This is a genomic window from Frankia sp. Hr75.2 (assembly GCF_949319125.1).
In the GTDB taxonomy this organism is placed as follows: Bacteria; Actinomycetota; Actinomycetes; order Frankiales; family Frankiaceae; genus Parafrankia; species Parafrankia soli.
In genome coordinates this window covers 19,112-40,998 of sequence record NZ_CASGGV010000316.1, presented here as the reverse complement: position 1 = coordinate 40,998, position 21,887 = coordinate 19,112, and the positions used below count along the sequence as shown (strand labels likewise).

Here is a 21,887-nt window from a genome sequence, read left to right as displayed (position 1 = left end):
GATCATGGTGTTCCGCGGAACCGCACGGCACCGCACGGACCTCCGCGGACCTCGTAGAACCCCGCGGACCCCGCAGAGCCCCCCAGAACACTGCGGCGCCCGTGCCGACCGGCGTCCCCTGCGGGAGGGGCTCTGCCGGGCGGTCTCCAAGACGAGGGAGCGGTCGAGCAGGGGAACGCCATCATGTCTCGTTGTCGCGGTGCCAGTCGATCGTGGCCTCGGGGCGACCGAAATACGACCGGAAGCCGCTATAGCGATCTTCGGCGGGTGTGGCCGAGGAGTTCGGCGACGGTGACGAGGCCGGCTGCGGCGGCGATGGTGGTGGTGTGGGCGCCGGCGGTGGACAGCCGGCTGCCCTGCTGGTTGAGGAACAGTGCGGGCCCCTCGGCGCCGGGCCAGTCCGCGCGTTCGCTGAGCCAACCGGTGAACGCGGCGCGCAGCGGCGGGTGGATGGGGACCTGGCGGGTCTGGTCGCCTTTGCCGTGGACACGCAGACTGCCTCTGCGGGCGGACAGGGCGACGTCGTCGATGCCGAGGCCGACGGTTTCGGCGATGCGGGTGCCGGCGTAGAACGGGGTGAGGGCGAGGGCGTTGTTCACGGTGCGCGGGGCGCGCTTGGCCACGTTCTAAAGTCCAGCCGACACCGACGTCTTGCTCCCCGTGCGGTGCCTGATTGTCCCGCCTCGACGAACTTGGCCCGATCCGCAGATCTGGCTGTCTCACTGAATCTGGTCCGCACCGTCCGGCGGAGCGGCGATCCTGAGCCCGTGGAACCTGTGCTGGAACCAGACCCGGTGACGGTTCGTCTCGCGCATGGCGATGATCTTCCCGCCGCCCTGGACGTCTGGCGTGAGGCCAACAGTGCCCGTGGACGACCTCCCGACGCTCAGCGGATCGCCAGGGTGCAGACGAAGCTCGCCGCCCCCGATGCTCTCCTGTTTATCGCCTGCGCAGGAACGAGGGTTCTCGGCATGCTGCTGGCCGAACCGGGCCGCGGTCAGAACGGGCAGGGAGCGAGGCTGGACGGGCTGTGTCACATCTCGATGGTCTTCGTCCACCCCGACCGCTGGGGGCGACGAGTGGGAGAGCAGCTGATCGGGTACCTCGCGGACCAGGTTGGCAGCCACGGGTACGTACGGCTGCAGCTGTGGACCGGAGCTGACAACGACCGCGCGCTGCGCCTCTACCGTCGGGTCGGCTTCGTTCCCAGCGGACGGATATCCCGGACGGAAGGTGGAACAGCGATCGTGCAGCTCGTTCGCTCGGTCGCGTCATAGCAACTTCGCCAGGGCAGCCACACCAAGGTCCGGCTCACCTGGCCTGGGCGCCGACCACCCAGCAGGCCGCGGTGAAACGGACCTCGGCGCCGTGCACATAGGGATCGAACGCGGCGCGGGCCGTTTCGACGACCTGCCCGCGAGTCCGCTCGTCCACGTCCCGCAGGGCCTGACCGACCGGGCCGAACCGGGTGAAGTAGGGGACCAGCTCGTGTTCGGGAAACACACAGGACGCATCGACCGGCCGGATGTCGATCCCGGCCCATCCGCTCTCCGTCAGAATGCGCTCGACCCGGTCCGGGTCGGCGAAGGCGAACTGCCCAGGCTCGTCCGGCTGGCGGGCGGGAAGGCATGGCAGAAGCGGGGCCGCAGCGCGTTCGGCCGTCGTCATGAACGGGTTTTCCGCGGTCGCGCGCCAGGCGAGGAAGCGGAGTTCGCCGCTGTCCTTCGCGGCCCGTCGCAGGTTCGCGAAGGCGGCGACGGAGTCACCGAAGAACATGACCCCGAAACGGGAGACGATCGCGTCGAAGGCGGCGGGCTCGAACGCGTGATCCTGCGCGTCGGCGCGGATGAAGACCGCCCGCGCCCCCTCCTCGTCCCGCTCGGCCCGCGCCCTGGCGGCGGCGAGCATCGGGTCGGAGATGTCCACGCCGACGCAGCGCCCCTGCGCCCCGAGCCGCCGGGCGAGGGCGACCGTCGTGGCGCCCGTGCCGCAGCCGACGTCGAGCACATACCCGGCACCGGTGGCCGAGACCGCGTCGACGAGCAGGTCCTCGAACGGCTTGAACATCCGGTCCGTCAGGGTCTGCGCCTCGGCCCAGGCCTGCCCGGCCGGTCCGTTCCACCGCGCTGCCTGGCCGCCATCCCCGGTGACATTCATGATCGGCTCCTGTGTCTGTCTCGGCTTCGCTCACATCCGGCTCACACGGCCGGCTGATGTCGTCGGTCCTGCCGGGCCGGCACGTCGGCCGGTTCGGCGGACGGCGACATCATCACTGGAGCGACAGGATGGACCGGACGAACATGGCAGACCGGGGGAACCGCACGGATCGGCGGGCTGGCGGCGGCCGCCGCGGCGCGCGAGCGGGTCACGAGGGACGAACCAGCGGGGGGCCGCGACCGCTGCCTGCCAGATCCCTGCTGCTCCTCGCGCTGGCGGTCGTGATCGGGCTCGGGCTAACCGCCTGCCGGGCCGGTTCCGTCTCGACTGCGGGCTCCGCGCCCACCCCCGCTGCCAGCGCTGGTACCGGCGCCGAGACGGCTGACGCGACAACCGCGTCGCAGTCGCCAGAGCCGGCGGCGCCGGCGGGCGGCGCGGGTGCCGGCGGTCCCGGTTCGCTGACCGTCGACATCACCTCGCCGGTCGACGTCGCAGGGCATGTGTCGACGGCCGTGAGCTGCCAGTCCACCGCGCGGCGCTACGTCGAGTCCTCGACGGCCACCATCGAGGGCAGGACGGTGTCGCAGGGGGTGCGGGTCGCCGGCTACGACGGGCCGGGCAGTTACCCGGCCGTCATCACGGTCTCGGTCGTCGCGCCCGACTCCGGCCGCTACGCGATCGACGCGGTTCCCGCCACCGTCGAGATCACCTCGGCCGGCGGCTCCGTGTCGTTCAGCGCGAGCACGTCCGGCGGGCGCACGCTCGCGGGCTCGATCGTCTGGGCCTGCTCCGCCTGACCTGACGGGTGCCGCGGGGGACCTCACGTCGGCCCGCGGCACCGCCCGTCCACCCGCCGCGGAGGAAGTTCGAGACAGGCCGCGCGGCGGCGATGAGTTTCTGTCGGTGGGTAGGTCCACTCTGTCGACTGCACGCGAGCAGCGGCCGCGAACCCCGCGCCGCCCACCACGTGCCCGGCGGCGAAGGAGCCCACGATGCCCGCTCACGACACCACCCTGCCCGGCGCGCCCTGCTGGGTCGACCTCATGACCTCGGATGCGGCGAAGGCCCGCGAGTTCTACGCGGAGCTGTTCGGCTGGACCTCCGAGGAGCCGAACGAGGCGTTCGGCGGCTACTTCAACTTCTCCAAGGACGGCAAGGTGGTCGCCGGGGGGATGACGAAGCAGCAGCCGGAGCTGCCCGACGTCTGGTCGGTCTACCTGCTGACCCCCGACGCGGAGAAGACCGCCGCGGCCGTACCCGCGCACGGCGGAACGATGATGATCTCGCCGATGCCGGTCGCCGACCTGGGCGTCATGGCCGTCCTCACCGACCCGGGCGGCGCCGTGGTCGGCATGTGGCAGCAGGGCCTGCACCGCGGGTTCGGAGTGCTGGCCGAGCCGGGCGCGCCGGGCTGGTTCGAGCTGCTCACGCGGGACTACGCCGCCGCGGTCACCTTCTACCAGGAGGTGTTCGGCTGGAAGACGAACGTCGTCAGCGACACGGACGAGCTTCGCTACACCGTGCTCGTCGATGACGCCGGCGAGCAGCACGCCGGGATCATGGACGCGTCAGGCTTCCTCCCCGAGGGCGTTCCGGCGCACTGGGGCGTCTACTTCGCCGTCGAGGACACCGACGCGACGCTCGCCCTCACCGTCAAGCTGGGGGGCGCGGTCGTCCAGCCGGCAATGGACACCCCGTATGGCCGTCTCGCGATCGCGACCGACCCGACGGGGGCGACCTTCAAGCTGGTGGGGAAGAACATCGAGGAGCCGGCGAAGGACTGAGGCCGTCCCCGCACCGTGCGGATCCGCGGGCGTCGGCCTCGAGCAGGCGGGAAGCCGACGCACCGCGGCGGTGAGCCCGGCCTGCCCGTCGGCGACGACCTCCCGCTGGATCATGAACCGGCTGGGACCAGGCCGGTCACCGTCATGACGACAGGCGCTCGATGACGTGCGGGATACCCGAGTCGTGCACACCGCTGCGGCGGATGAAGGTCATCGCTCTGGTGCGCAGCCGCCACCCCTCGGCGGTGCGCAGGTAGGTGTCCTTGTAGTAGCCGATGCGCATGTCGTGATTGGCGTGCTCGATGAAGCACAGCGGCTGGGTTCCGGTGGCGTTGAGGCCGTCGTCGGCGAGCTCGACCAACGAGGTGCCGGTGAGGAACAGGCCCTTGGGCGCGGCGGCGACCAGCGTCGGGAAGTCCTTGAGGGCGAAGGTGTCCCCGAAGGCGGTGTAGGTGCCGTCCGGGGTGAAGACCTTGAGTAGTCCCTCGACGTCGCCCTGCGTGATCGTCACCGCGTAGCGGGCGAGTAGCTGCTGGATCTCGACCAGGTCCTCGGTCCGGCTCGGCCCGGTCACTGCGGGTCCGGTGGCAGGCTCAGTAGACAAACTGCTTACCGCCCTTCATGACGAACGGGACCCGCTGCAGGACGCGGATGTCCTCGAGGGGGTTGCCGCGCACGCCGATGACGTCGGCGAGCAGGCCCTCGGCGAGCCGGCCCCGGTCGGTGACGTTGATGAGGTCCGCGCCCACGATGGTCGCGGCCTGGATCGCCTGCAGCGGGGTCATGCCCCGGTCGACCAGGGCGACCAGTTCGAGGGCGTTCTTGCCGTGCGGGATCGCCGGCGCGTCGCTGCCCACCGCGATCTTCACGCCGGCCTCGATGGCGTTGCGGATCGAGGCCTTCGCGCGGGGGAAGATGAGGGCGGCCTTCGCCTGGATCTCCGGCTCGGCGTCGTTCAGCACCGGCATGTTGTCGATCAGGGCCTGGGTGGCGACCACCCAGGTGCCGCGCTTGATCAGCAGGTTGATGGTGTCGTCGTCGATCATGAACGCGTGTTCGATGCAGTCGACGCCGCACTCGACCATCTGCCGGACGGCTTCCGAGCCGTGGGTGTGCGCGGCCACGCGTAGGCCGCGTCGGTGTGCCTCGTCGGTGAGGGCCAGCACCTCCTGGTCGGAGTAGTGCCGCGCGCCCGAGGGCCCACTGTGGGACATGGCCCCGCCCGAGCCGCACATCTTGATGACCTGGGCGCCGTGCTTGATGTTGTGCCGGACGGCCCGGCGGATCTCGTCGACGCCGTTGGCCAGGCCCTCCTCGACGGTGAGTTTCAGGACGTGCGGGGCGAACGCGCCGAACATCGTCGGGTCGAGGTGGCCGCCGGTCGGGGTGATGGCGTGGCCGGCGGGGACGATCCGCGGGCCGTCGACCCAGCCGGCGTCGATCGCCTTCATCAGCGCCACGTCGAGCAGGTAGCCGCCGGTCTTGCAGAACAGGCCGAGGTTGCGCACCGTGGTGAACCCGGCCCGCAGGGTCCGGCGGGCGTTCTGGGTGGCGCGCATCATCCGCAGCGGCGGGTCGTCGCGCATCTGCCCGGTGAGCGGGTGCTCGCCGGGGCCGCCCATCAGGAGGTTGAGCTCCATGTCCATCAGGCCGGGCAGCAGGATCAGGTCACCGAGGTCCATGACCTCGCCCTCGGGCTGGCCGCCGAGACCGACGATCCGATCGTTCTCGATCTTCAGGATCCCGGGTCGGGTGATCTCCCCGGTATCGACATCGAGCAAGCCGGCGGCCTTGAGTGTCAGCACCCTGTGTCCTCCTTGTCCGCGGTGACGTGACTGATCGCGGTTTGGTGCCACAACCAGCAGAAATCCCGCTCTCACAGTTAAGTATCAAATTCTCACGAGCTGGGTGCAGACGTCGCCGCCTGGCGGATCCGTCCCGGGGCCTCGTCGGTCGCCTCACTTGCGGCCTCACACGGCCGTGGTCGTGGCCGCCGGGTCTCCGTGGCCGGGCCCGGCGCGGGAGTCGTCGCCGTCATGGTTCCCGGCCCGCGAACAGTGCCCGCAGCCAGTGGCCGATGTCGGAGTACCCCTCTGTCGCCGCCGCCGGGCCATCCACAGGAGCGCGCGGCCCGCGTTCTCGCCCGCAAGCCGCATCCGCGGCATCGCGGCATCCGCGGGCGGACTTGTGCTGAACAACCGTACAGAAGTGGCGTTCGCCTAACAAGGGTCGACAAGGGCCCGGGCGGCGGCCGTGGCGATCGCGGCCTGGCCGAGGGCCAGCCCGCCGTCACCCGGCGGGACCACACGGTGGACGAGCACCTCGAATCCCGCGGCGGCAAGCTGGGCCCGGCAGGCCCGCACGAGGACGACATTGGCGAACACCCCCCCGGTCAGCCCAACCAGGCCGACACCGCGGCGGCGCCGGGCCGTCTGCGCGACCCGGGTCACCGCCTCGGCGACCGCCAGGTGGAACGCCGCGGCGAGCGCGTCCGGGGCGAGGCCCGCGTGCAACCCGTCGACGATCTCCGCGATCACCGGCGCCGGATCGAGCACGCGGCCGTCGAACCCGAAGGCGACCGCGGGACCGGGCCGGCGGCTGGCGGCGGCGAGCGCCTCCAGCTCGAGGGCGGCCTGGGCCTCGAAGGTGCTCCGCTGGCGCACGCCGAGCAGGGAGGCGACCGCGTCGAACAGGCGGCCCATGCTGCTGCTGGGCACGCAGGACACGCCGCGGTCCACCATCGCCCGCAGCGCCCGCAGTTCGGTGGGGGAGCAGGCCCGCACCGGGGCCAGGTCGGCCGTCCATTCGACGCCGGCGGCGGCCAGGTGGGCCAGCGCGCAGCGGTAGGGGCCGCGCGCCGCCGCGTCGCCGCCGGGCAGCGCGACGGGACGCAGGTGCGCGACCCGGTCGGCGTGGGTGACGTCCGGGCCGACCAGCAGTGCCTCGCCGCCCCAGATCGTGCCGTCGAGCCCGTAGCCCGTGCCGTCGAAGGCCATCCCGAGGATGGTGTCGCCGAGGCGGCCGTGTTCGGCGAGCAGCGCGGCCACGTGGGCGTGGTGGTGCTGCACCAGGTGGGTCCGGCCGCCCTGGCCGGCCGCCCGCCGGCCCGCCCAGGCCCGGGTGACGTAGCCGGGGTGCAGGTCCGCGGCGACGGTCGCCGGCTCGGCGGCGTACAGGTCGGTCAGCCGGGCGCTCGCACGCTCCAGCGCCAGCAGCGCGTCGAGTCCGCCCATGTCGCCCAGGTGCTGCGAGACGATCGCCCGGCGACCGGCGGTCAGGCAGAACGCGGACTTGCCGTCGCCGCCCACGGCGAGCACGGACTCCACCGGACGGCCGAGGTCCACCGGCAGCGGCACGTAGCCGCGGGAGCGGCGCAGCGGCAGCACCTGCTCGCCGTCCCACCGCACGACCGAGTCGTCGCACGGCTGCAGGATCGGCCGGTCGTGCAGCAGGTACGCGTCGGCCAGCCCGGCCAGCCGCCCGGTGTCGGTGTCGGCGTCGGCGTCGGCGAAGCAGATCGGGTCGCCCGAGCGGTTGCCGCTGGTCATCACCAGCGCCCGGGGCGGGGGCGGGCCGCCGCCGGGCACCGGCGCGAACAGCAGGTGGTGCGCCGGCGTGTACGGCAGCAGCAGGCCCACCAGGGGGCTCCCGGGCGCGACCCGGTCCGACAGGGGGGCACCGGGCCGGCGCCTGGCGAGCACTATCGGAGCGGCCGTGGAGGTGAGCAGTTCGGCCTCGGCGGTCGAGAGATCGGCCATCTCGGCCGCCGTCGCCAGGTCGCGCACCATCACCGCGAAGGGCCTGTCGGGCCGTCCCTTGCGCGCGCGCAGGAGCTCGACGGCGCGGTCGTCGTCCGCGCCGCAGGCCAGGTGGAAGCCGCCGATCCCCTTGACCGCCACGATCCGTCCCGCGGCGAGGGCGCGCTGGGCCGCGGCCAGCGCGGCGTCCGTGCCGTGCGTCTCGGGTCCCTCCCGGCCGGTCTGGGCCGCGACCGCCACGCGGAACCACAGCCGCGGCCCGCAGGCCGGGCAACAGACGGGCTCGGCGTGGAACCGCCGGTCGCGGGGGTCGGTGTACTCGGCGGCGCACCGTGCGCACATCGGGAACCGGGCCATCGTCGTGGTGGCGCGGTCGTAGGGCAGCGCCTCGATGATGGTGAAGCGTGGCCCGCAGTTCGTGCAGGTGACGAAGGGGTGGCGGTACCGCCGGTCCGCCGGGTCGAACAGTTCCCGCAGGCAGTCGGCGCACACGGCGACGTCGGGCGCCACCATGGTCCGGGCACCGGCCGCCGAGGTGCTGGCCACGATCCGGAATCCGTCGTCTCCACGGCGGTTCAGGTGGGTGACGGCGACGCGGTCGACACGGGCCAGCGGCGGGGCCGGCGCGACCAGCCGGCGCAGGAACTCGGCGACCGCCGGCCCGTCGCCCTCCACCTCGGCGACGACGCAGCCGGCTTCGTTGCCGACGAGACCGGCCAGCCCCAGCGCGGTGGCGAGCCGGTGGACATGCGGCCGGAAGCCGACCCCCTGGACGACCCCCTCGACCGTCACCCGCCGCCGGATCCGGCCGGCCGACCGGTCATCCGCGGCCGGCGATGCCGCCGGCACTGACGCTGACGCCGTCGGTGCCGGCCCGGGGGCCGCCGCCGGGTTCCGTGGCGACGTCCCGGGCGGGCCTGTCACGTGGCCCGGCTCATCGCGACGTGGCGGGTGATCTCGTCGAGCACCTCCCGTACCGCGGCGGCGGCGGCGGTCTCGCCGTTCTGCTCGAAGATCGAACGGGCCTCGTGCAGCACCGCCGTCGCCTGCGGGAAGGCTCCCAGGTGTGCCAGCGCGTTGCCCTGGTTGGCCAGCGCGCGGGCGTAGCTGAGCGGGTCGGCCAGGCCTTCCCGGGTCGTGATGACCTCCTGGTAGCGGCCGACCGCCTCGACCAGATTGTCCCGCCGGTGCGCGGACGGCGCGTAGACGAGCGCGTTCGCCAGGCTCAGCTGGGTGCTCGCCCACTGCTCGGGATAGGACTGGCGGGTGTACACGGTCAACGCGGTGCGCAGGCCCTGCATGGCGACCCCGATCCGCAGCTGGTCGGACGCGGAGTTCATCGGCATGGCCAGGTAGGCGGCGGCCAGGTTGACCTGCGCGGACGCGAACAGCTCCGGGGCGGTGTCGACGGTGATCAGGCGCAGCGCGGCCAGGTAGTGCTCGGCGGCGGTGCGCAGGCCGGCCAGGTCGTCTCCGGCCAGCTCGTGGTGGACCGAGCCGAGCGTCAGATGCAGCTCGGCCCGCCCGGTGGCCAGGTCGGTGTGCTCCAGTGCCGCCAGCGCGGCGGTCAGGTCGGTGGCGACCGCGGGGCTCGGTCCCTCGGCGTCGCGGCGCAGGCCCGCGGCCGTCGCCATGAGCTGGGCGGCCAGCCCGGGGGAGGGATCGGCGGCGGCGGCGATGCCCTCGCCCAGCATCCGCGCGGCGTCGTCGAGCCGGCCGGCGGCCATCGCGTGCGCGGCGTGCGCGGACCACGCCAGGGCCGCGATCTCGCCGGTCTCGCTGGTCAGCGGCGGCGGCTCGTCCAGCTCACCGAGGGCGAAGCGGACGACGTCCACCAGGATGCCCAGCTCGGCGCCGAGCGCCTCGCGCAGCGCGGCCGGGTCCTCCGGCGGCCGGCCCGCGGGGCGGAGCACGAACCGGTTGTAGCGGGTGACCGGGTCGTCGCCGCGTAGCAGCTCGACCGCCGCGATCACGTTGCCGCGGTAGGCGAGCTCGAGCGCGGCCAGCTCCGGCGGCCACGCCGAGGGCAGCCGTCCATCCGCCAGCGTGCGGCGCAGGCCGGACGTCGTCTCGCTGCCGGGGACCAGCAGGAATCCCGCGGGCAGCGGGAACACCCCGACAGGCTGCGGGCGCGCGCAGCCGGCATACGTGTCGGTGCCCGTGGGGGCGTTGTCGTCTGCAGCCATCTGTGTCACCCGTCGTGGTTCGAGTCGTGTGCCTCGGCCGCGTCACCGGCGGGTCGCCGGACGCCCCCTCCTGGGATCGCGGCGCGGATGACATCGGTACCCCCTCGTCGGGTGGGCGCTCCCGGGCTGGTGGGCCCGCGGCGCCGTCCCGCTCGTCGGGTGCCCGCACCTCGCGGCCCGCTCGCGACGCGTCGGCGCGTGGACGCCTTCGGCAGGGAAACGCTATGTGCCAAGGGCCCGGACGCCGATCGACAGTGCGCGGACGCTGCCACCAACGCGCCCGGCCGTTTGGGACGCCGCTGCCCGGGCTCCGGAGCGACCCGGGCTCCGGAGCGGCCCGGTGGGCGGTCGTCACGGCGGCTCGTCAGACACCGTGGTGGACTCGTCATGTAGAACGTAGTTCTCGCTAATGAAAGTACGTAGCCGCACGCTTGAGTAGACGTTGACTTCGCTAAAACCGCGTGACACAGTTCACTCCCCAACGGCCCTTGTGACGTGCGCGGCCAATCGATTCGGCGGTGGCTGCCCTCACACCGCTCCGGCAGCGACCCCCGCTTCCGCGGGCCGGACATCTGGCACTGGAGAGAGGACGACGATGATCCGTACGAGGCGATTACTCGCCACCGCCGCCGTGTGCGCTGTGGCGATGTTCCTGGGGGCGTGCGGTGGTGGCAGCGATGGCGACGGCGCCACGGGCGCCGCCGCCACGGGTGCCACCGGGGAACCGGTGGCGGGCGGCAAGGGACGGATCCTCATGCTGGCCGACACCAGCTCCATGGACCCGGCCAAGCTCGGCAACGCCTACGCGGCGACGGCTGTCCTGGGCAACGCCCTGTACGGGACGCTGATGATCGACGACGACAAGGGCCAGGTCGTCTACAAGATGGCCGAGTCGTTCACGAGCAGCGACAACGGCTCCACCTTCGAGCTCCGGCTGCGGCCGGGGCTGGTCTTCTCCGACGGCAGCCCGCTCGACGCCGCCGCCGTGAAGTTCAACTGGGAGCGCCTCAAGGACCCCGCGAACGCGTCGAGCTACCGCGGGGACGCCATGATGATCGCCTCCACCGAGGTGGTGGACGACCGCACCCTGAAGGTCTCGATGGCCGACCCGGTGCCGAACTTCGCCGACGTCGTCCTCACCACGGGGATGAACTGGATCGCCTCGCCCGCGGCCCTGCAGCGCGGCCCGCAGGCGTTCGAGCAGAACCCCGTCGGCGCCGGTCCGTTCAAGCTCGCGCGCTGGACCCGGCAGGCCGACATCGACCTGGTGAAGAACCCGCGCTACTGGGACGCGCCCCGGCCCTACCTCGACGCCCTCACGATCCGCGCGGCCGTCGAGTCCAGGCAGCGTTACAACACCCTGCTCACCGGAGGCGCGGACGTCGCCATCGAGTCGGACTGGATCAACCTCCACAAAGCCGCGGAGAGCGGCCAGCCGAGCATCAGCAGGCCGGTCAACGGCGGCATCTTCATGGCGCTCAACATGCGCCGGGCGCCGTTCGACGACATCCGCGCCCGCCAGGCGGTGGCCGCGGCGCTCGACCTGGAGGCGCTGAACCTCGCGGTCTACGAGGGCGACGGGCAGCCCGCCGAGACGCTGTTCAACGACGCCTCACCCTTCTACTCCCAGACGCCCCTGAGGCGCGCGGACCGGGCGACCGCGCAGCGGCTGTTCGACGAGCTCGCCGCCGAGGGCAAGCCGGTGTCCTTCACGTTCACCAGCTTCCCCAGCTCCGAGAGCCGGGCGATCGCCGAGAACGTCCAGGCCCAGCTCAGCAGCTTCAAGAACGTCAAGGTGCAGGTCAAGGTCGTCCAGCTCGCCGAGTACGGCAAGATGAACGCGACGCACGACTTCGACACGTTCATCACGTCCGCGTTCTTCCAGGACCCGGAACCGAAGTTGTACACGGCCTTCCGTGGCGGCAGGGCCACCAATGTGCCCGGGGTCGACGACCCCCAGCTCAACGAGGCCCTCGGCACCGGCCGGACCGCGTCGGCGGAGGCGGACCGCAAGGCCGCCTACGACACGGTCCAGCAGCGGTTGACCGCACTGACCCCCGGGATCTTCCTCCAGCGGGTCGCGCTCAGCGCCGTCTCCGGCAAGAACGTGGGCGGTCTCGCGCAGTACGGGCTCGGCTCGCTGCTGCCCGAGGAACTGTGGATCAAGAAGTAGGGCCTGAGCGGTAGCCCCCTGATCCAGGGCGGGGAGCCGGCAGCCGCCACGGCTGCCGGCTCGTGCCGCGGGTCAGGCGGGTTCAGGTGCGGTCAGCGCCGCGCAGGACCAGGTGAAGCCGGCGCCGGTGCTCATGACCAGGGCCGTCTCGCCGGGCGCGAGCATCTCGCGGTCGAGCAGGTCGGCGATGCCGGCGGTCAGGTCGCCCGCGCCCAGATGCCCGGTCGAGCGGCCGAAATCGACCGCCTCGGCGCCGGTCAGCCGTTCGACGATCGGGCCGAAGACAGACAGCAACGGGCTCCGGTGCACCCGCGGCAGCACCACGCACCGCAGCCTCGGGCTGCCCACGTCGGCGCCGGCCTCCTTCATGGCCAGCCCCAGCAGGGTCTCGAGACGCTCCCGCTCGGCCGTCCGGTAGCCGGAGCTGCCGTTGCGGCGCAGGTAGGCGCGTTTCGTGCGGCGGACGTCGACCGACTCCGCCGCCGCGCGCGCGGCGGCGCCGAACGAGTCGTCGCCGCGGTGCATGGCCTCGAGGTTCGGCGCCGACACCGAGGTCACCGACACCAGCCGCAGCCCCGCCGGCACGGGAGCCGCAGGCTCCGCGAGCTCCGCGGGGTTCGTCCGGCTTACCAGCACCGCGCTCGCGCCGTCACCATAGGCGACGCCGAGGTCGCTGTTCCAGCGGTCGAATCCCGGGGGGCAGAAGCGGTCCGCGGTCGTGACCAGGACGCGGGTCATCGTGGGATCGCCCAGCAGGTGGGCAGCCGCGGACTGCAGTGCGGCGGCACCGCCGTTGCACATCTGCTGGATCCCGACGGGCATCGCGTCGTGGGCGCCGAGCTGGTCGGCGATGTAGTGCGCGGGTGACCAGAAGTCGTGCCCCTGGTAGTAGCTCCAGGCGTGCAGAAGCAGATCCAGCTCGGCGCCGCGCCAGCCGGCCCGGGCCAGCGCCGCGTTGGCGGCGAGCACCGCCATCTCCGGCGCGGACGGCCCGTCCGACACGGCCAGCATGGTGTAGCCCGTGTCCTCGAGTGTTCCGCCCACCTCGGAGGGCGGCTGCCGGCGCGGGGGAAGCCAGGTGGCGGCAGAGTTGACGTGGATGGTGTCAGTCCTCATGCGGTCGCGATCTCCCCAGCGGGTGGCGGGCAGGGCGGCAGGGCACAACGGGAACCACCATCGACCTGTCAAGGATAGGCGGCACCGTCAGCGGTGTCGCAAAGTCCTGGAAACGGCGCCCGGTCGGCCTGGTGACGTCCCCGCGAACCGGCGGTGGCGAGCACACAGGGTTATCAGGCCGCACGCCGCGGGCCAGGACGCGGGAAACTGCCAGGATGGCCCGACCGCACCCGACCGCCGGTGGACCGCGGTCGCCCGCCGGTGGGTAGTCACGCGGATCTGCGCCTCGGCGCGGGGCTCCTGCTCCTGCTGGCGCTCGCGGTGGGGGCCCTCACCTGGGCCCGGGTCGCCCGGCGCAGGGACGTTCTCACCGCCTCGCTGCGTGCCGCCGTCCAGCTCACGGTCATCGGTCTGGCCCTGCGCGGGGTCTTCGCCGCCCCGCCGACCACGGTGATCGTCGTCGTGCTCATGCTCACCGCGGCGGTGGGGACTGCGACCCGCCGGCTCACCGAGCTCGCGCCCGCCGGCCGGGCGGTGCTCGTCTCCTGCGTGATCGGGGCCGGTCTCCCGATGGGGGCGGTCTTCGCGGTCGGGGCGCTCGAGCCGTCCACCCGGAACCTGATCGCGCTCACCGGGAGCCTCGTCGGCGGCACGATGACGTCCTGCACGCTCACCGGGCGGCGGCTCGCCGCGGGGCTCCGGCTGCGGTGGGACGAGGTCGAGGCCTGGCTCGCTCTCGGCGCGACATCGCGGCGGGCGTGCCTGGACATCGCCCGCGCCAGCGTCTCCGAGGCGCTGGTGCCCGCGCTCGACCAGACCCGCACCGTCGGGCTGGTCACCCTCCCCGGCGCGTTCGTCGGGGCGCTGTTCGGCGGGGCCTCACCCGGGCAGGCGGCGCGCTTCCAGCTGATCGTGCTGGTCGGCCTGCTCGCGGCGGAGAGCATCGCCGGGGTCACGCTCGCTCACATGCTGGGCGCGCCGAGCCGCCTGCCCGGGGTCGCGGCGGACGCCGAGGACCGACCGGACGCCGTGCCTGCGGCGGCCCGCCGGGACGTCGGCCGCTTCGGCCGCAGCCGCAGCCGAGTCCGTGGCCGTGGCGGCGTGCCGTGAGCTCAGCATGATCGTCACCCCGCCCAGCAGGGCGAATCCCGCGGCGATCAGATACGCGGCGGCGAACGGCCCCGGATGGAGCGTGTCGGCGACGACCGCGGAGAGCAGGCTCGTGCCGACGACGCCGCCGATCTGGCCCGCCGTCTGCTGCAGGGAGGCGACCAGCCCGAAGCTGTCCTCCGGGACGGAGCCGCTCGCGATCACGATCAGTGGCGGCTGCGCGTGCCCGAAGGCCAGGCCGCTGCCGATCAGGCCGACGATGACCAGCCACAGCATGTCCGACCGGGTGCCGAACGCCATCACGGCCAGCGCGACCACGTAGGCCGCGCCCGCGCCCGAGGCGAGCGCGCGCGGCCCGATCCTCGTCCCCACCCAGCTCGCCGACGGCGCGGCCAGCGCGATCGACAGCGTGCGGCACATCGTCACCGCCGAGGTCAGGGCCACCGACAGGCCGAAGAGCCCTTCCAGCAGCAGCGGGGTCACCAGGAAGTTCCCGAGGTGCGCGGCGGAGATCATGAACGACGCCAGCCCGGCGGTGCGGACGTCCCGTTTCGTCAGCAGCTCCATCGGGACGACCGGGTCGGTGCTGCGCCGCTCGACCACGGTGAGCAGCCAGAACAGTGGGACCACCGCGACGAGCAGCGCGATCACGATCGGCCGTGGCCCCCACGCCGCCGCGCGGTTCACCCCGAAGGTGAGCGCGAAGACGGCGGCCGCGAGCACCACCGCGCCGGTGCGGTCCAGTGGACGGCGCAGCCCGTCCCGGTCCGGCGGCAGCACGCGGAGCGCCGCGACCAGCGGGACGACCGCGATGCCGGCCTGGATGAAGAACACCGCCCGCCACCCGACGGCGTCGATGATCAGCCCGCCGACGGCGAGACCGGTGACCGCCGCCCCGGACAGCACCCCCGACGCCCACGCCGACGGACGCACCCGCTCCTGCGGCGGGAAGACCGCGAACAGCATCGCGAACGACGCCGGGATCGTCGCCGATCCCGCGAGCTGGGCGACGACGCGGAACCCGATCAGCGACGCGGCGTCCCACGCGAGCCCGGTCGCCAGCGAGAAGACGACGGCGAGGGCCGTGCCGATCAGGAACGTCCGGCGGTGGCCCCGGATGTCGCCGATCCGGCCGAGGATGGGCATGGCCACCGCGAGGGCGAACAGGGAACCGGTGACCGCCCAGGAGATCACCCCGGTGCTGGAGCCCAGGTCGTCGGCCACTGTCCGCAACGAGACTGTGAGCAGCGTCGCGGTGAAGGTGGTCGCGAACATCGCGGCCAGGCAGGTGAGCAGGACCTGACGTCGCGCGGCCACGTCGCCGCCGGCTCGGCCCTCTCCGGGCTCGGTCGGCATCCGCTCTCCCCCCGCGCGGGCGCGGGGGCGCCGGCCGCCCAATCGTCTGTCGCGGAAGTGCTGGAAGCAACCAATCCGCCCCGATCGGCTCCTCAGAAGCAGCCGCAACAGGGCAGTCCCCGGTCCACGGCCGGGGACTGCCCGTCGATCTCACAGCTGCGGTCTCACATGTGCACTGCCGTCCGCGCGGTGGCCTGGCTGGTGTCCGGGGCGCCGGGGCGCACCAGGAGCCCGCAGATGATCGCACCGACCGCGAGGATGCCCGCGCCCCAGGCGAAGCTGACGCGATGACGAACTGACGCGCCGTCGCCCGCTGTGGCCCGCTGTGGCCCGCTGTGGCCGATCGGCCGCAGGCCACGGTTGATCATGGTGTTCCGCGGAACACCGGAACACCGGAGCGCCGGTGCCGACCGGCCGGCTCCGTCGCGGTATTAGGCCCGCGGCGTCTGTTCCGCTGCCGCCGGCGCTGGGTCGGTGACAAAGTGCAGGTAGCGCTCGGCGGAGCGGTGCATTGCGCCATGGCCGTCCGAGCGGACGATGGTCTGCCAGAACGCGCCGTAGATCGCGTCGAAGGCGAAGGGTTCCAGCAGCCGCACGGCCCGGCGCACGGTCTCCGGGCGTTCCGGGATGTAGTTCGGGTACGAGTACATGAAGCTCACGTACCTACGGTCGAGGACGACCTGGAGGATGTCCCCGGAGAACAGGGCGCCTCGCCCGTCCTCGCCAGCGGCGTGATGCAGGACGGTGCCGCCGGCGAAGTGCACACCGCCGTTCACCAGGGTCAGCCCGTCGCCGATGGTGAGGGTGTCACCCGTCCACAGGTTGACGGCGGCGCAGCGGCGGCCGAGCCACTGCTCGTCGGCGGCGTGGACGTAGATCGGGACGTCGCCGAAGGCGCGGCTCCAGTCGACCATCGAGCCGTAGAAGTGCGGGTGGCTCACGGCGATGGCGGTGATCCCGCCGAGCTCGGTGACCTGGGCGATCAGGTGGTCGTCGAGGAAGGGCACGCAGTCCCAGAGGATGTTGCCGCTCGCCGTGGTGACGAGCAGGGCCCGCTGGCCGATGGAGATCTTCGGCGCCGAGCCGATGCCGTACACGCCCGGGCCCTCGGGTTCCAGTCGGCCGCGGAAGCCGTCCGAGCGGAGCTCGCCGAGGGTGGTCCAGCGCTGCCCGTCCCAGCCGACGTACTGCCGCTCGTCCTCGCAGACCGGGCAGTCCGGTCGCGGCGCCGCGTACTGCACCCCGCAGGTGACGCAGATCGGCAGGCCGGTGGCGAGATCCACGATGCTGTCCTCCGCGGAGCGGTCGGTCCGGGCGACGGGCTGGTTGTCAGATGCTGGCAAGCTGCCGGAACCGGCTGCCGTGGAAGACCAGCGGGGTGACGTTCGCGTCGGAATCCAGGGCGTGGATCCGCAACAGCGCGATCAGATGGTCGCCTGCGGGCACCTCGCTGACAAGCTCGCACTCGAGGGTCGCCGCGGACCCGGCGACGAACAGCGCGCCACCGGACGTCGAGGTCAGCTCCATGCCGGCGAACCGGTCACCGTCGCGGGCGGAGAGCTGACGCGCCGCCAGGTCGTGGGCCTCCCCGAGGACGCTGACGCCCAGTCGGCCGAGCGCCCGCAGCCGGGGCCAGGTGGTGGACGAGTTAGCCACGCACACCGAGACCAGCGGCGGATCCAGGGAGACCGAAATGAACGAGCTCACCGCCATCCCGACCGGCTCCCGGCCGGCGAGCCCACAGACGGCGGTGACCCCGCTGGGGAAACAGCCGAACGTCGTACGCAGCAGGCGTTGGTCGACCGCAGTGGCGTTGATGGCGGTCAGTCGCGCGTTGACCATCCAAGGTCTCCTCTCGTCGGGAGTCTCCCGCGACCACTCGTGTCTCCGGCCGGAGACACGCCTCTCGCGGGCTCGCCTCCGCGCCGCGCGCCCGCATCACCTTGCTCACCTAGGACATGCTTCGACCGCTTTCTCTTCCCGTTCCGGGCATGGGATTTCCCGCGCCGACAGACGGCGAGGTGGGGGTGCCGTGGCACGACTGACGGCTAGTCAGAACTCGAGCAGGTTGTCGCGGAAGTGCGAAGGAGTAGCCGTCCGCGCGGCGCAGGCGAGAATCAGACCATGTGGATAAGCGTGCTGGGGCCACTTCAGGTGCGGTCCGGCGAGGGGGCGACGGTGAACGTCGGCGGGCCGCGGCCGCGCTCGCTCCTCGCCCTGCTGGCGCTGAACGCCGGCCGGGTGGTCAGCACGGAGCAGCTGATCGACGGCCTGTACGGCCAGGAGCCGCCCGACGGCGCCGTGAACGCCCTCCAGTCGCAGGTGTCGCGGCTGCGCCGCGGGCTGCGGGCGGCGGGGGTGGCGGTGCCGATCGAGATGCACCCGGCCGGGTACCGGCTGGCGGCCGACCCGGAGCAGGTGGACGTGCACCGCTTCGCGCGCCTCGTACGAGAGGGGCGGCGGTCCCTGGAGGCGGACGAGCACACCCATGCGGCGGCGCTGCTGCGCGAGGCGGTTGGGCTGTGGCAGGGACCCGCGCTCGCCGACGTGGTGGATGCGCCGTTCGCCGCCGTGCAGACAATCAGGCTGGCGGAGCAGCGCGTCGCCGCGGTGGAGGACCTGGCCGAGGCTGAGCTGGCGCTGGGGCGGCATGCGGCGCTGGTGGCCGAGCTGCAGGAGGCGGTGGGGGAGCATCCGTTACGAGAGCGGCTGCGGGGACAGCTGATGCGGGCGCTGGCCGGGGCGGGCCGCCAGGCCGAGGCGCTTGCGGTGTTCGAGGACGCACGACAGCTGTTGGTCGAGGAACTGGGGGCCGATCCCTCCGCGGAGCTGGCGGAGGTTCATCTGGCGGTGCTGCGGGGGGAGGTGCGGCCCGGCCAGGGGCGGGGGGAGGTCGGGCCCGGGCTGCCCGCGCGGGTGAGCAGCTTCGTGGGCCGGGAGGAGGAACTGGCCCGGGTCGGGGGGCTGCTGGCCGCCGGGCGGTTGGTGACCTTGGTGGGCCCTGGTGGGGTGGGCAAGACCCGGCTGGCGCTGGAGGTGGCCGGACGGACGGCGGAAAGGACGGTGGAGCGGACCGGCGTCGAGGCCCGGTTCGTCGACCTGGCGGTGGTGAGTGCCGACGGGTCGGGAGGCGGCGTCGCCGAGGCGGTGGTCGGAGCGCTGGGGCTGCATGACGCGGGGCCGTTGAAGGGTGGCGGGGGGATGCGGCCGGACCCGGTCGGCCGGCTGGTCGCCGCGCTCGCCGAGCGCGAAGCGCTGCTGGTGCTGGACAACTGCGAGCACGTGGTGGCGGAGACGGCCGAACTGGTGCGGCGGCTGCTCGGGGCGTGTCCGCGGGTGCGGGTGCTGGCCACCAGCCGGGAGGCGCTGAGGATCACGGGGGAGTCGCTGTGGCCACTGGCTCCGCTGGAGGTTCCGGCGGGCGGTGAGGCGGACGGAGTCACCTCCGAGCGGGCGCTCGGTTTCGCGGCGGTGCGGCTGTTCGTGGACCGGGCGACGGCGGTACGGCCCGGTTTCGCGCTGGGGGACGCGGAGGTGGGTCCGGTGCTGCGGATCTGCGCCACGCTGGACGGGCTGCCGCTGGCCCTCGAACTGGCTGCGGCGCGGTTGCGCTCGCTGCCGCTCGCCGAGGTGGAGGCCCGCCTCGGCGACCGGTTCCGGCTGCTGGGGCGTGGGGAGCGGACGGCGGCTCCGCGACACCGCACGCTGCGTGCGGTGGTGGAGTGGAGCTGGGACCTGATGGACAACAAGGAGCAGGCGCTGGCTCGTCGGCTGACGGTTTTCGTGGGGGGCGCGCCACTGGGGGCGGTGGAGGAGGTCTGCGCCTGCGACGAGCTGGACGACCCGGTCGAAGCGGCCGTCGGGCTGGTGGACAAGTCGCTGGCGGAGGTGGACGCGGCCGGCCGGTACCGGATGCTGGAGACCGTCCGGGAGTTCTGCGCCGAGCGGCTCGCGGAGTCCGGGGAGGAGGCGCGGCTGCAGGCGGCGCACGCGGAGTGGTTTCTGCGGCTGGCGGGCGAGGCGGAGCCGCATCTGCGGCGGTCCGAGCAGCTGGAGTGGCTGCGGCGGCTGGACGCGGAGCACCGCAATCTGCTGGCGGCGCTGCGCCGTTCCATTCCCACGGCGCCGGAGCGGGCACTGCGGCTCGTCGCCGTGCTGAGCGGGTACTGGTTCCTGCGCGGGCTGCGCGGGGAGGCCGCGCCGCTGGCGGCGGAGCTGTTGCGTACGGTCGGCCGGGAAATACCGGAAGGGCTGGACGACGAGTACGTACTGTGCGTGCTGAACGCGAGGGCCGATGGCCGGGACCGCCCTGGGCAGCGTGAGTGGTGGCGGCGAGCCGAGTCGATCATGTCGGGCCGGATCGCGCCGCCGCGGTATCCGTATCTCAGCTTCCTGTGGGCGACGGCGGCCGGGCCGACCGACGCCAGCCGGGAGCGCCCGGAGGTGCATGTCGGCACCGACCCCTGGTCGCAGGCGCTGGTCCGGATGGGGAGGGGCTATCTGGGCCTGTTCGCGGGGGATGCGGAGGACGGGGTGGAGCGGGAGTTCGACGCGGCGCTGCGCGGCTTCCGCGCCATCGGGGACCGGCTGGGGGCGGCGGAGACCCTGGACGCCGCGGCGACACTGGCGTCACGGCGGGGGCACCACGCGCGGTCGTTGGAGCTGTGGGCGGAGGGCATCGCGGCGGCCGGAGAGCTGGGCGCTGTGGCCGCGGCGGTGAACATGCGGTGCAGCCGGGGCTACGGGCTGCTGCGTGCCGGGGATCTCGAGGCGGCGCGCGCCGACTTCACCTGGGCCGAGTCGGCGGCCCGACGAGACGGCCTGCCCGACGAGCTGGGCTCGGCCCGCTGCGGGCTGGGTGAGGTCGCCCGGCTGGACGGCGACCTCGCGGCGGCACGACGGCTGTACGAACTGGCCCTGCGCGACGCGGCCGCGGAGCTCGTGTTCGGCGAGGTGACCCGGGTGCGGGCGCTGGTGGGCCTGGGCCGGGTGGCCGAGGCGGAGGGCGACGTGGAGGGCGCGCTGGCCCGGCACCGGGAGGCGCTGGACGTGGCGCTGCGCGGCAGCGATCGTGGCGAGGCGGCCTGCGCGGTGGAGGGCCTGGCGGGGGCGGTGCTGCTGACGGGCGACGGTGAACGGGCCGCGTTGCTGCTGGGGTTGGGGCAGGCGGTGCGCGGCGGGGAGGCAGCGAGGGAGCCGGAGGCGGCGCGGACGGCGGCCCGGGTGCGGAACCTGATCGGTGCCCAGCGGTTCGATCAGGCCCGGCGGCGGGGCGCGTCGATGACAGTGGAGGCGGCGCTGGCCGAGCTGGGGACGGGAGCCGCCCGGCGGCGGTAGGTGGCGGTCAGCGGGCGGTCAGCCGACGGTAGGCGCCGGCGCCGATGGTGCCGACATGACGAGCACACGGAGCACACGGAGCACACGGAGCACGACCCAGGAGAGCACCGAGGCCCTGCGGCTGGTGGGGGTGCGTAAGGTCTACGGCGATGACAGCGCCCGGGTGACCGCGCTGGACGGGGTCTCGCTGGCGCTGCCGCGCGGCACGTTCACCGCGGTGATGGGCCCGTCCGGGTCGGGCAAGAGCACCCTGCTGCACTGCGCGGCCGGTCTGGACGAACCGGAGGCCGGCACGGTGTTCGTGGACGGCATCGAGCTGGGCGGCAAGAGCGAGACGGCGCTGACGAAGTTCCGCCGGCAGCGGATCGGCTTCGTCTTCCAGCAGTTCAACCTGCTGCCGACGCTCACGGTCATGCAGAACACCACCCTGCCGCTGAAGCTGGCCGGGCGGCGGATCGACACGGCGCGGTCGCGCGCCGTCCTGGAGCGGGTCGGCCTGGGGCAGCGGCTCGACCATCTGCCCAGTCAGCTCTCCGGGGGGCAGCAGCAGCGGGTCGCCATCGCCCGAGCGCTGGTCTCGGAGCCGAGCGTGGTCTTCGCCGACGAGCCGACCGGCGCGCTGGACAGTCACAGCGCCCGGGAGGTGCTGGGTCTGCTCCAGGAGTCGGTGCGCGCCTTCGGGCGGACCGTGGTGATGGTGACGCACGACCCGGTGGCGGCCTCCCACGCGGACGCGGTGGTGTTCCTGGCCGACGGGCGGCTCGCCGGGCAGATGTCCAGCCCGACCGCGCAGGCGGTGGCGGAGCGGCTGACGCACCTGGGTGACGAGGTGGCGCGGCAGGGGCGGAACAGGGGCACGAGCGGCGCCTACGCAGCCGCCGGCACCGGCGCCGGCAACGGAGGGATCTGA

Annotated in this window: 17 protein-coding genes and 1 pseudogene; 7 read left to right on the top strand and 11 right to left on the bottom strand. The window is 73.2% G+C overall.

Features of this window, described 5'->3' with window-relative positions; translation table 11 throughout:
* Positions 1-248: 248 nt before the first annotated feature.
* The gene (locus AC559T_RS28250; RefSeq protein ID WP_498870648.1) at positions 249-623 is read right to left on the bottom strand and encodes a tyrosine-type recombinase/integrase; all 375 of its coding nucleotides are present in this window, start codon (positions 621-623) and stop codon (positions 249-251) included.
* A 144-nt stretch (positions 624-767) separates the two neighbouring features.
* Between AC559T_RS28250 and AC559T_RS28245 the strand changes: the two genes are divergently transcribed.
* Positions 768-1,277 (top strand): GNAT family N-acetyltransferase, encoded by a 510-nt coding sequence (locus tag AC559T_RS28245; protein WP_498870647.1) that lies wholly within the window; start codon positions 768-770, stop codon positions 1,275-1,277.
* A gap of 34 nt (positions 1,278-1,311) precedes the next feature.
* On the opposite strand, the gene AC559T_RS28240 is transcribed toward AC559T_RS28245, so the two are convergent.
* Entirely contained in the window at positions 1,312-2,157 is an 846-nt protein-coding gene (locus AC559T_RS28240; protein WP_498870646.1) for a class I SAM-dependent methyltransferase, read from the bottom strand.
* A 281-nt stretch (positions 2,158-2,438) separates the two neighbouring features.
* Here AC559T_RS28240 and AC559T_RS28235 point away from each other — a divergent pair, with 281 nt between their 5' ends.
* Both AC559T_RS28235 and AC559T_RS28230 read left to right on the top strand, forming a co-directional pair.
* Positions 2,439-2,954, top strand: a complete 516-nt coding sequence (locus AC559T_RS28235; RefSeq protein WP_498870645.1) for a hypothetical protein — start codon at positions 2,439-2,441, stop codon at positions 2,952-2,954.
* A 195-nt stretch (positions 2,955-3,149) separates the two neighbouring features.
* Positions 3,150-3,941 carry a VOC family protein gene (locus AC559T_RS28230; protein ID WP_112105220.1) on the top strand — a complete coding sequence of 264 codons (792 nt, stop codon included), beginning with the start codon at positions 3,150-3,152 and terminating at the stop codon, positions 3,939-3,941.
* A gap of 142 nt (positions 3,942-4,083) precedes the next feature.
* Here the strand turns inward: AC559T_RS28230 and AC559T_RS28225 are convergent, their stop codons facing one another.
* From AC559T_RS28225 to AC559T_RS28210, 4 genes are all read right to left on the bottom strand, one after another.
* The gene (locus AC559T_RS28225) at positions 4,084-4,515 is read right to left on the bottom strand and encodes a nuclear transport factor 2 family protein (protein WP_071063508.1); all 432 of its coding nucleotides are present in this window, start codon (positions 4,513-4,515) and stop codon (positions 4,084-4,086) included.
* 19 nt (positions 4,516-4,534) lie between these two features.
* On the bottom strand, positions 4,535-5,746 hold the full coding sequence (locus tag AC559T_RS28220; RefSeq protein WP_112105219.1) for a metal-dependent hydrolase family protein: 1,212 nt from the start codon (positions 5,744-5,746) through the stop codon (positions 4,535-4,537).
* A 414-nt stretch (positions 5,747-6,160) separates the two neighbouring features.
* Positions 6,161-8,548: a carbamoyltransferase HypF gene (gene hypF / locus AC559T_RS28215; RefSeq protein WP_498870644.1), complete on the bottom strand. Its 2,388-nt coding sequence runs from the start codon at positions 8,546-8,548 to the stop codon at positions 6,161-6,163.
* A gap of 71 nt (positions 8,549-8,619) precedes the next feature.
* On the bottom strand, positions 8,620-9,885 hold the full coding sequence (locus tag AC559T_RS28210; protein WP_498870643.1) for a hypothetical protein: 1,266 nt from the start codon (positions 9,883-9,885) through the stop codon (positions 8,620-8,622).
* A gap of 595 nt (positions 9,886-10,480) precedes the next feature.
* Here AC559T_RS28210 and AC559T_RS28205 point away from each other — a divergent pair.
* Positions 10,481-12,058 carry an ABC transporter substrate-binding protein gene (locus AC559T_RS28205; protein WP_498870642.1) on the top strand — a complete coding sequence of 526 codons (1,578 nt, stop codon included), beginning with the start codon at positions 10,481-10,483 and terminating at the stop codon, positions 12,056-12,058.
* A gap of 72 nt (positions 12,059-12,130) precedes the next feature.
* Here the strand turns inward: AC559T_RS28205 and AC559T_RS28200 are convergent, their stop codons facing one another.
* Positions 12,131-13,174, bottom strand: a complete 1,044-nt coding sequence (locus AC559T_RS28200; protein WP_498870641.1) for a 3-oxoacyl-[acyl-carrier-protein] synthase III C-terminal domain-containing protein — start codon at positions 13,172-13,174, stop codon at positions 12,131-12,133.
* 153 nt (positions 13,175-13,327) lie between these two features.
* Here AC559T_RS28200 and AC559T_RS28195 point away from each other — a divergent pair.
* Positions 13,328-14,080: pseudogene (locus AC559T_RS28195) on the top strand (ABC transporter permease); the annotation flags it as partial.
* Here the strand turns inward: AC559T_RS28195 and AC559T_RS28190 are convergent.
* The 4 genes from AC559T_RS28190 to AC559T_RS28175 form a co-directional block, all read right to left on the bottom strand.
* The gene (locus AC559T_RS28190; protein ID WP_112105213.1) at positions 14,054-15,640 is read right to left on the bottom strand and encodes an MFS transporter; all 1,587 of its coding nucleotides are present in this window, start codon (positions 15,638-15,640) and stop codon (positions 14,054-14,056) included. The pseudogene AC559T_RS28195 and the gene AC559T_RS28190 overlap by 27 nt on opposite strands.
* 164 nt (positions 15,641-15,804) lie before the next feature.
* Positions 15,805-16,008, bottom strand: a complete 204-nt coding sequence (locus tag AC559T_RS28185) for a hypothetical protein (protein ID WP_498870640.1) — start codon at positions 16,006-16,008, stop codon at positions 15,805-15,807.
* A gap of 63 nt (positions 16,009-16,071) precedes the next feature.
* Positions 16,072-16,983, bottom strand: a complete 912-nt coding sequence (locus AC559T_RS28180; protein WP_498870639.1) for an MBL fold metallo-hydrolase — start codon at positions 16,981-16,983, stop codon at positions 16,072-16,074.
* Positions 16,970-17,482 carry a flavin reductase family protein gene (locus AC559T_RS28175; RefSeq protein WP_112105212.1) on the bottom strand — a complete coding sequence of 171 codons (513 nt, stop codon included), beginning with the start codon at positions 17,480-17,482 and terminating at the stop codon, positions 16,970-16,972. Before AC559T_RS28175 ends, AC559T_RS28180 begins: the two co-directional genes overlap by 14 nt.
* A 294-nt stretch (positions 17,483-17,776) precedes the next feature.
* Here AC559T_RS28175 and AC559T_RS28170 point away from each other — a divergent pair, with 294 nt between their 5' ends.
* Positions 17,777-20,977: an AfsR/SARP family transcriptional regulator gene (locus tag AC559T_RS28170; protein ID WP_498870638.1), complete on the top strand. Its 3,201-nt coding sequence runs from the start codon at positions 17,777-17,779 to the stop codon at positions 20,975-20,977.
* A gap of 55 nt (positions 20,978-21,032) precedes the next feature.
* Complete coding sequence (locus AC559T_RS28165) at positions 21,033-21,887, top strand: ABC transporter ATP-binding protein (protein ID WP_498870637.1); 855 nt, start codon at positions 21,033-21,035, stop codon at positions 21,885-21,887.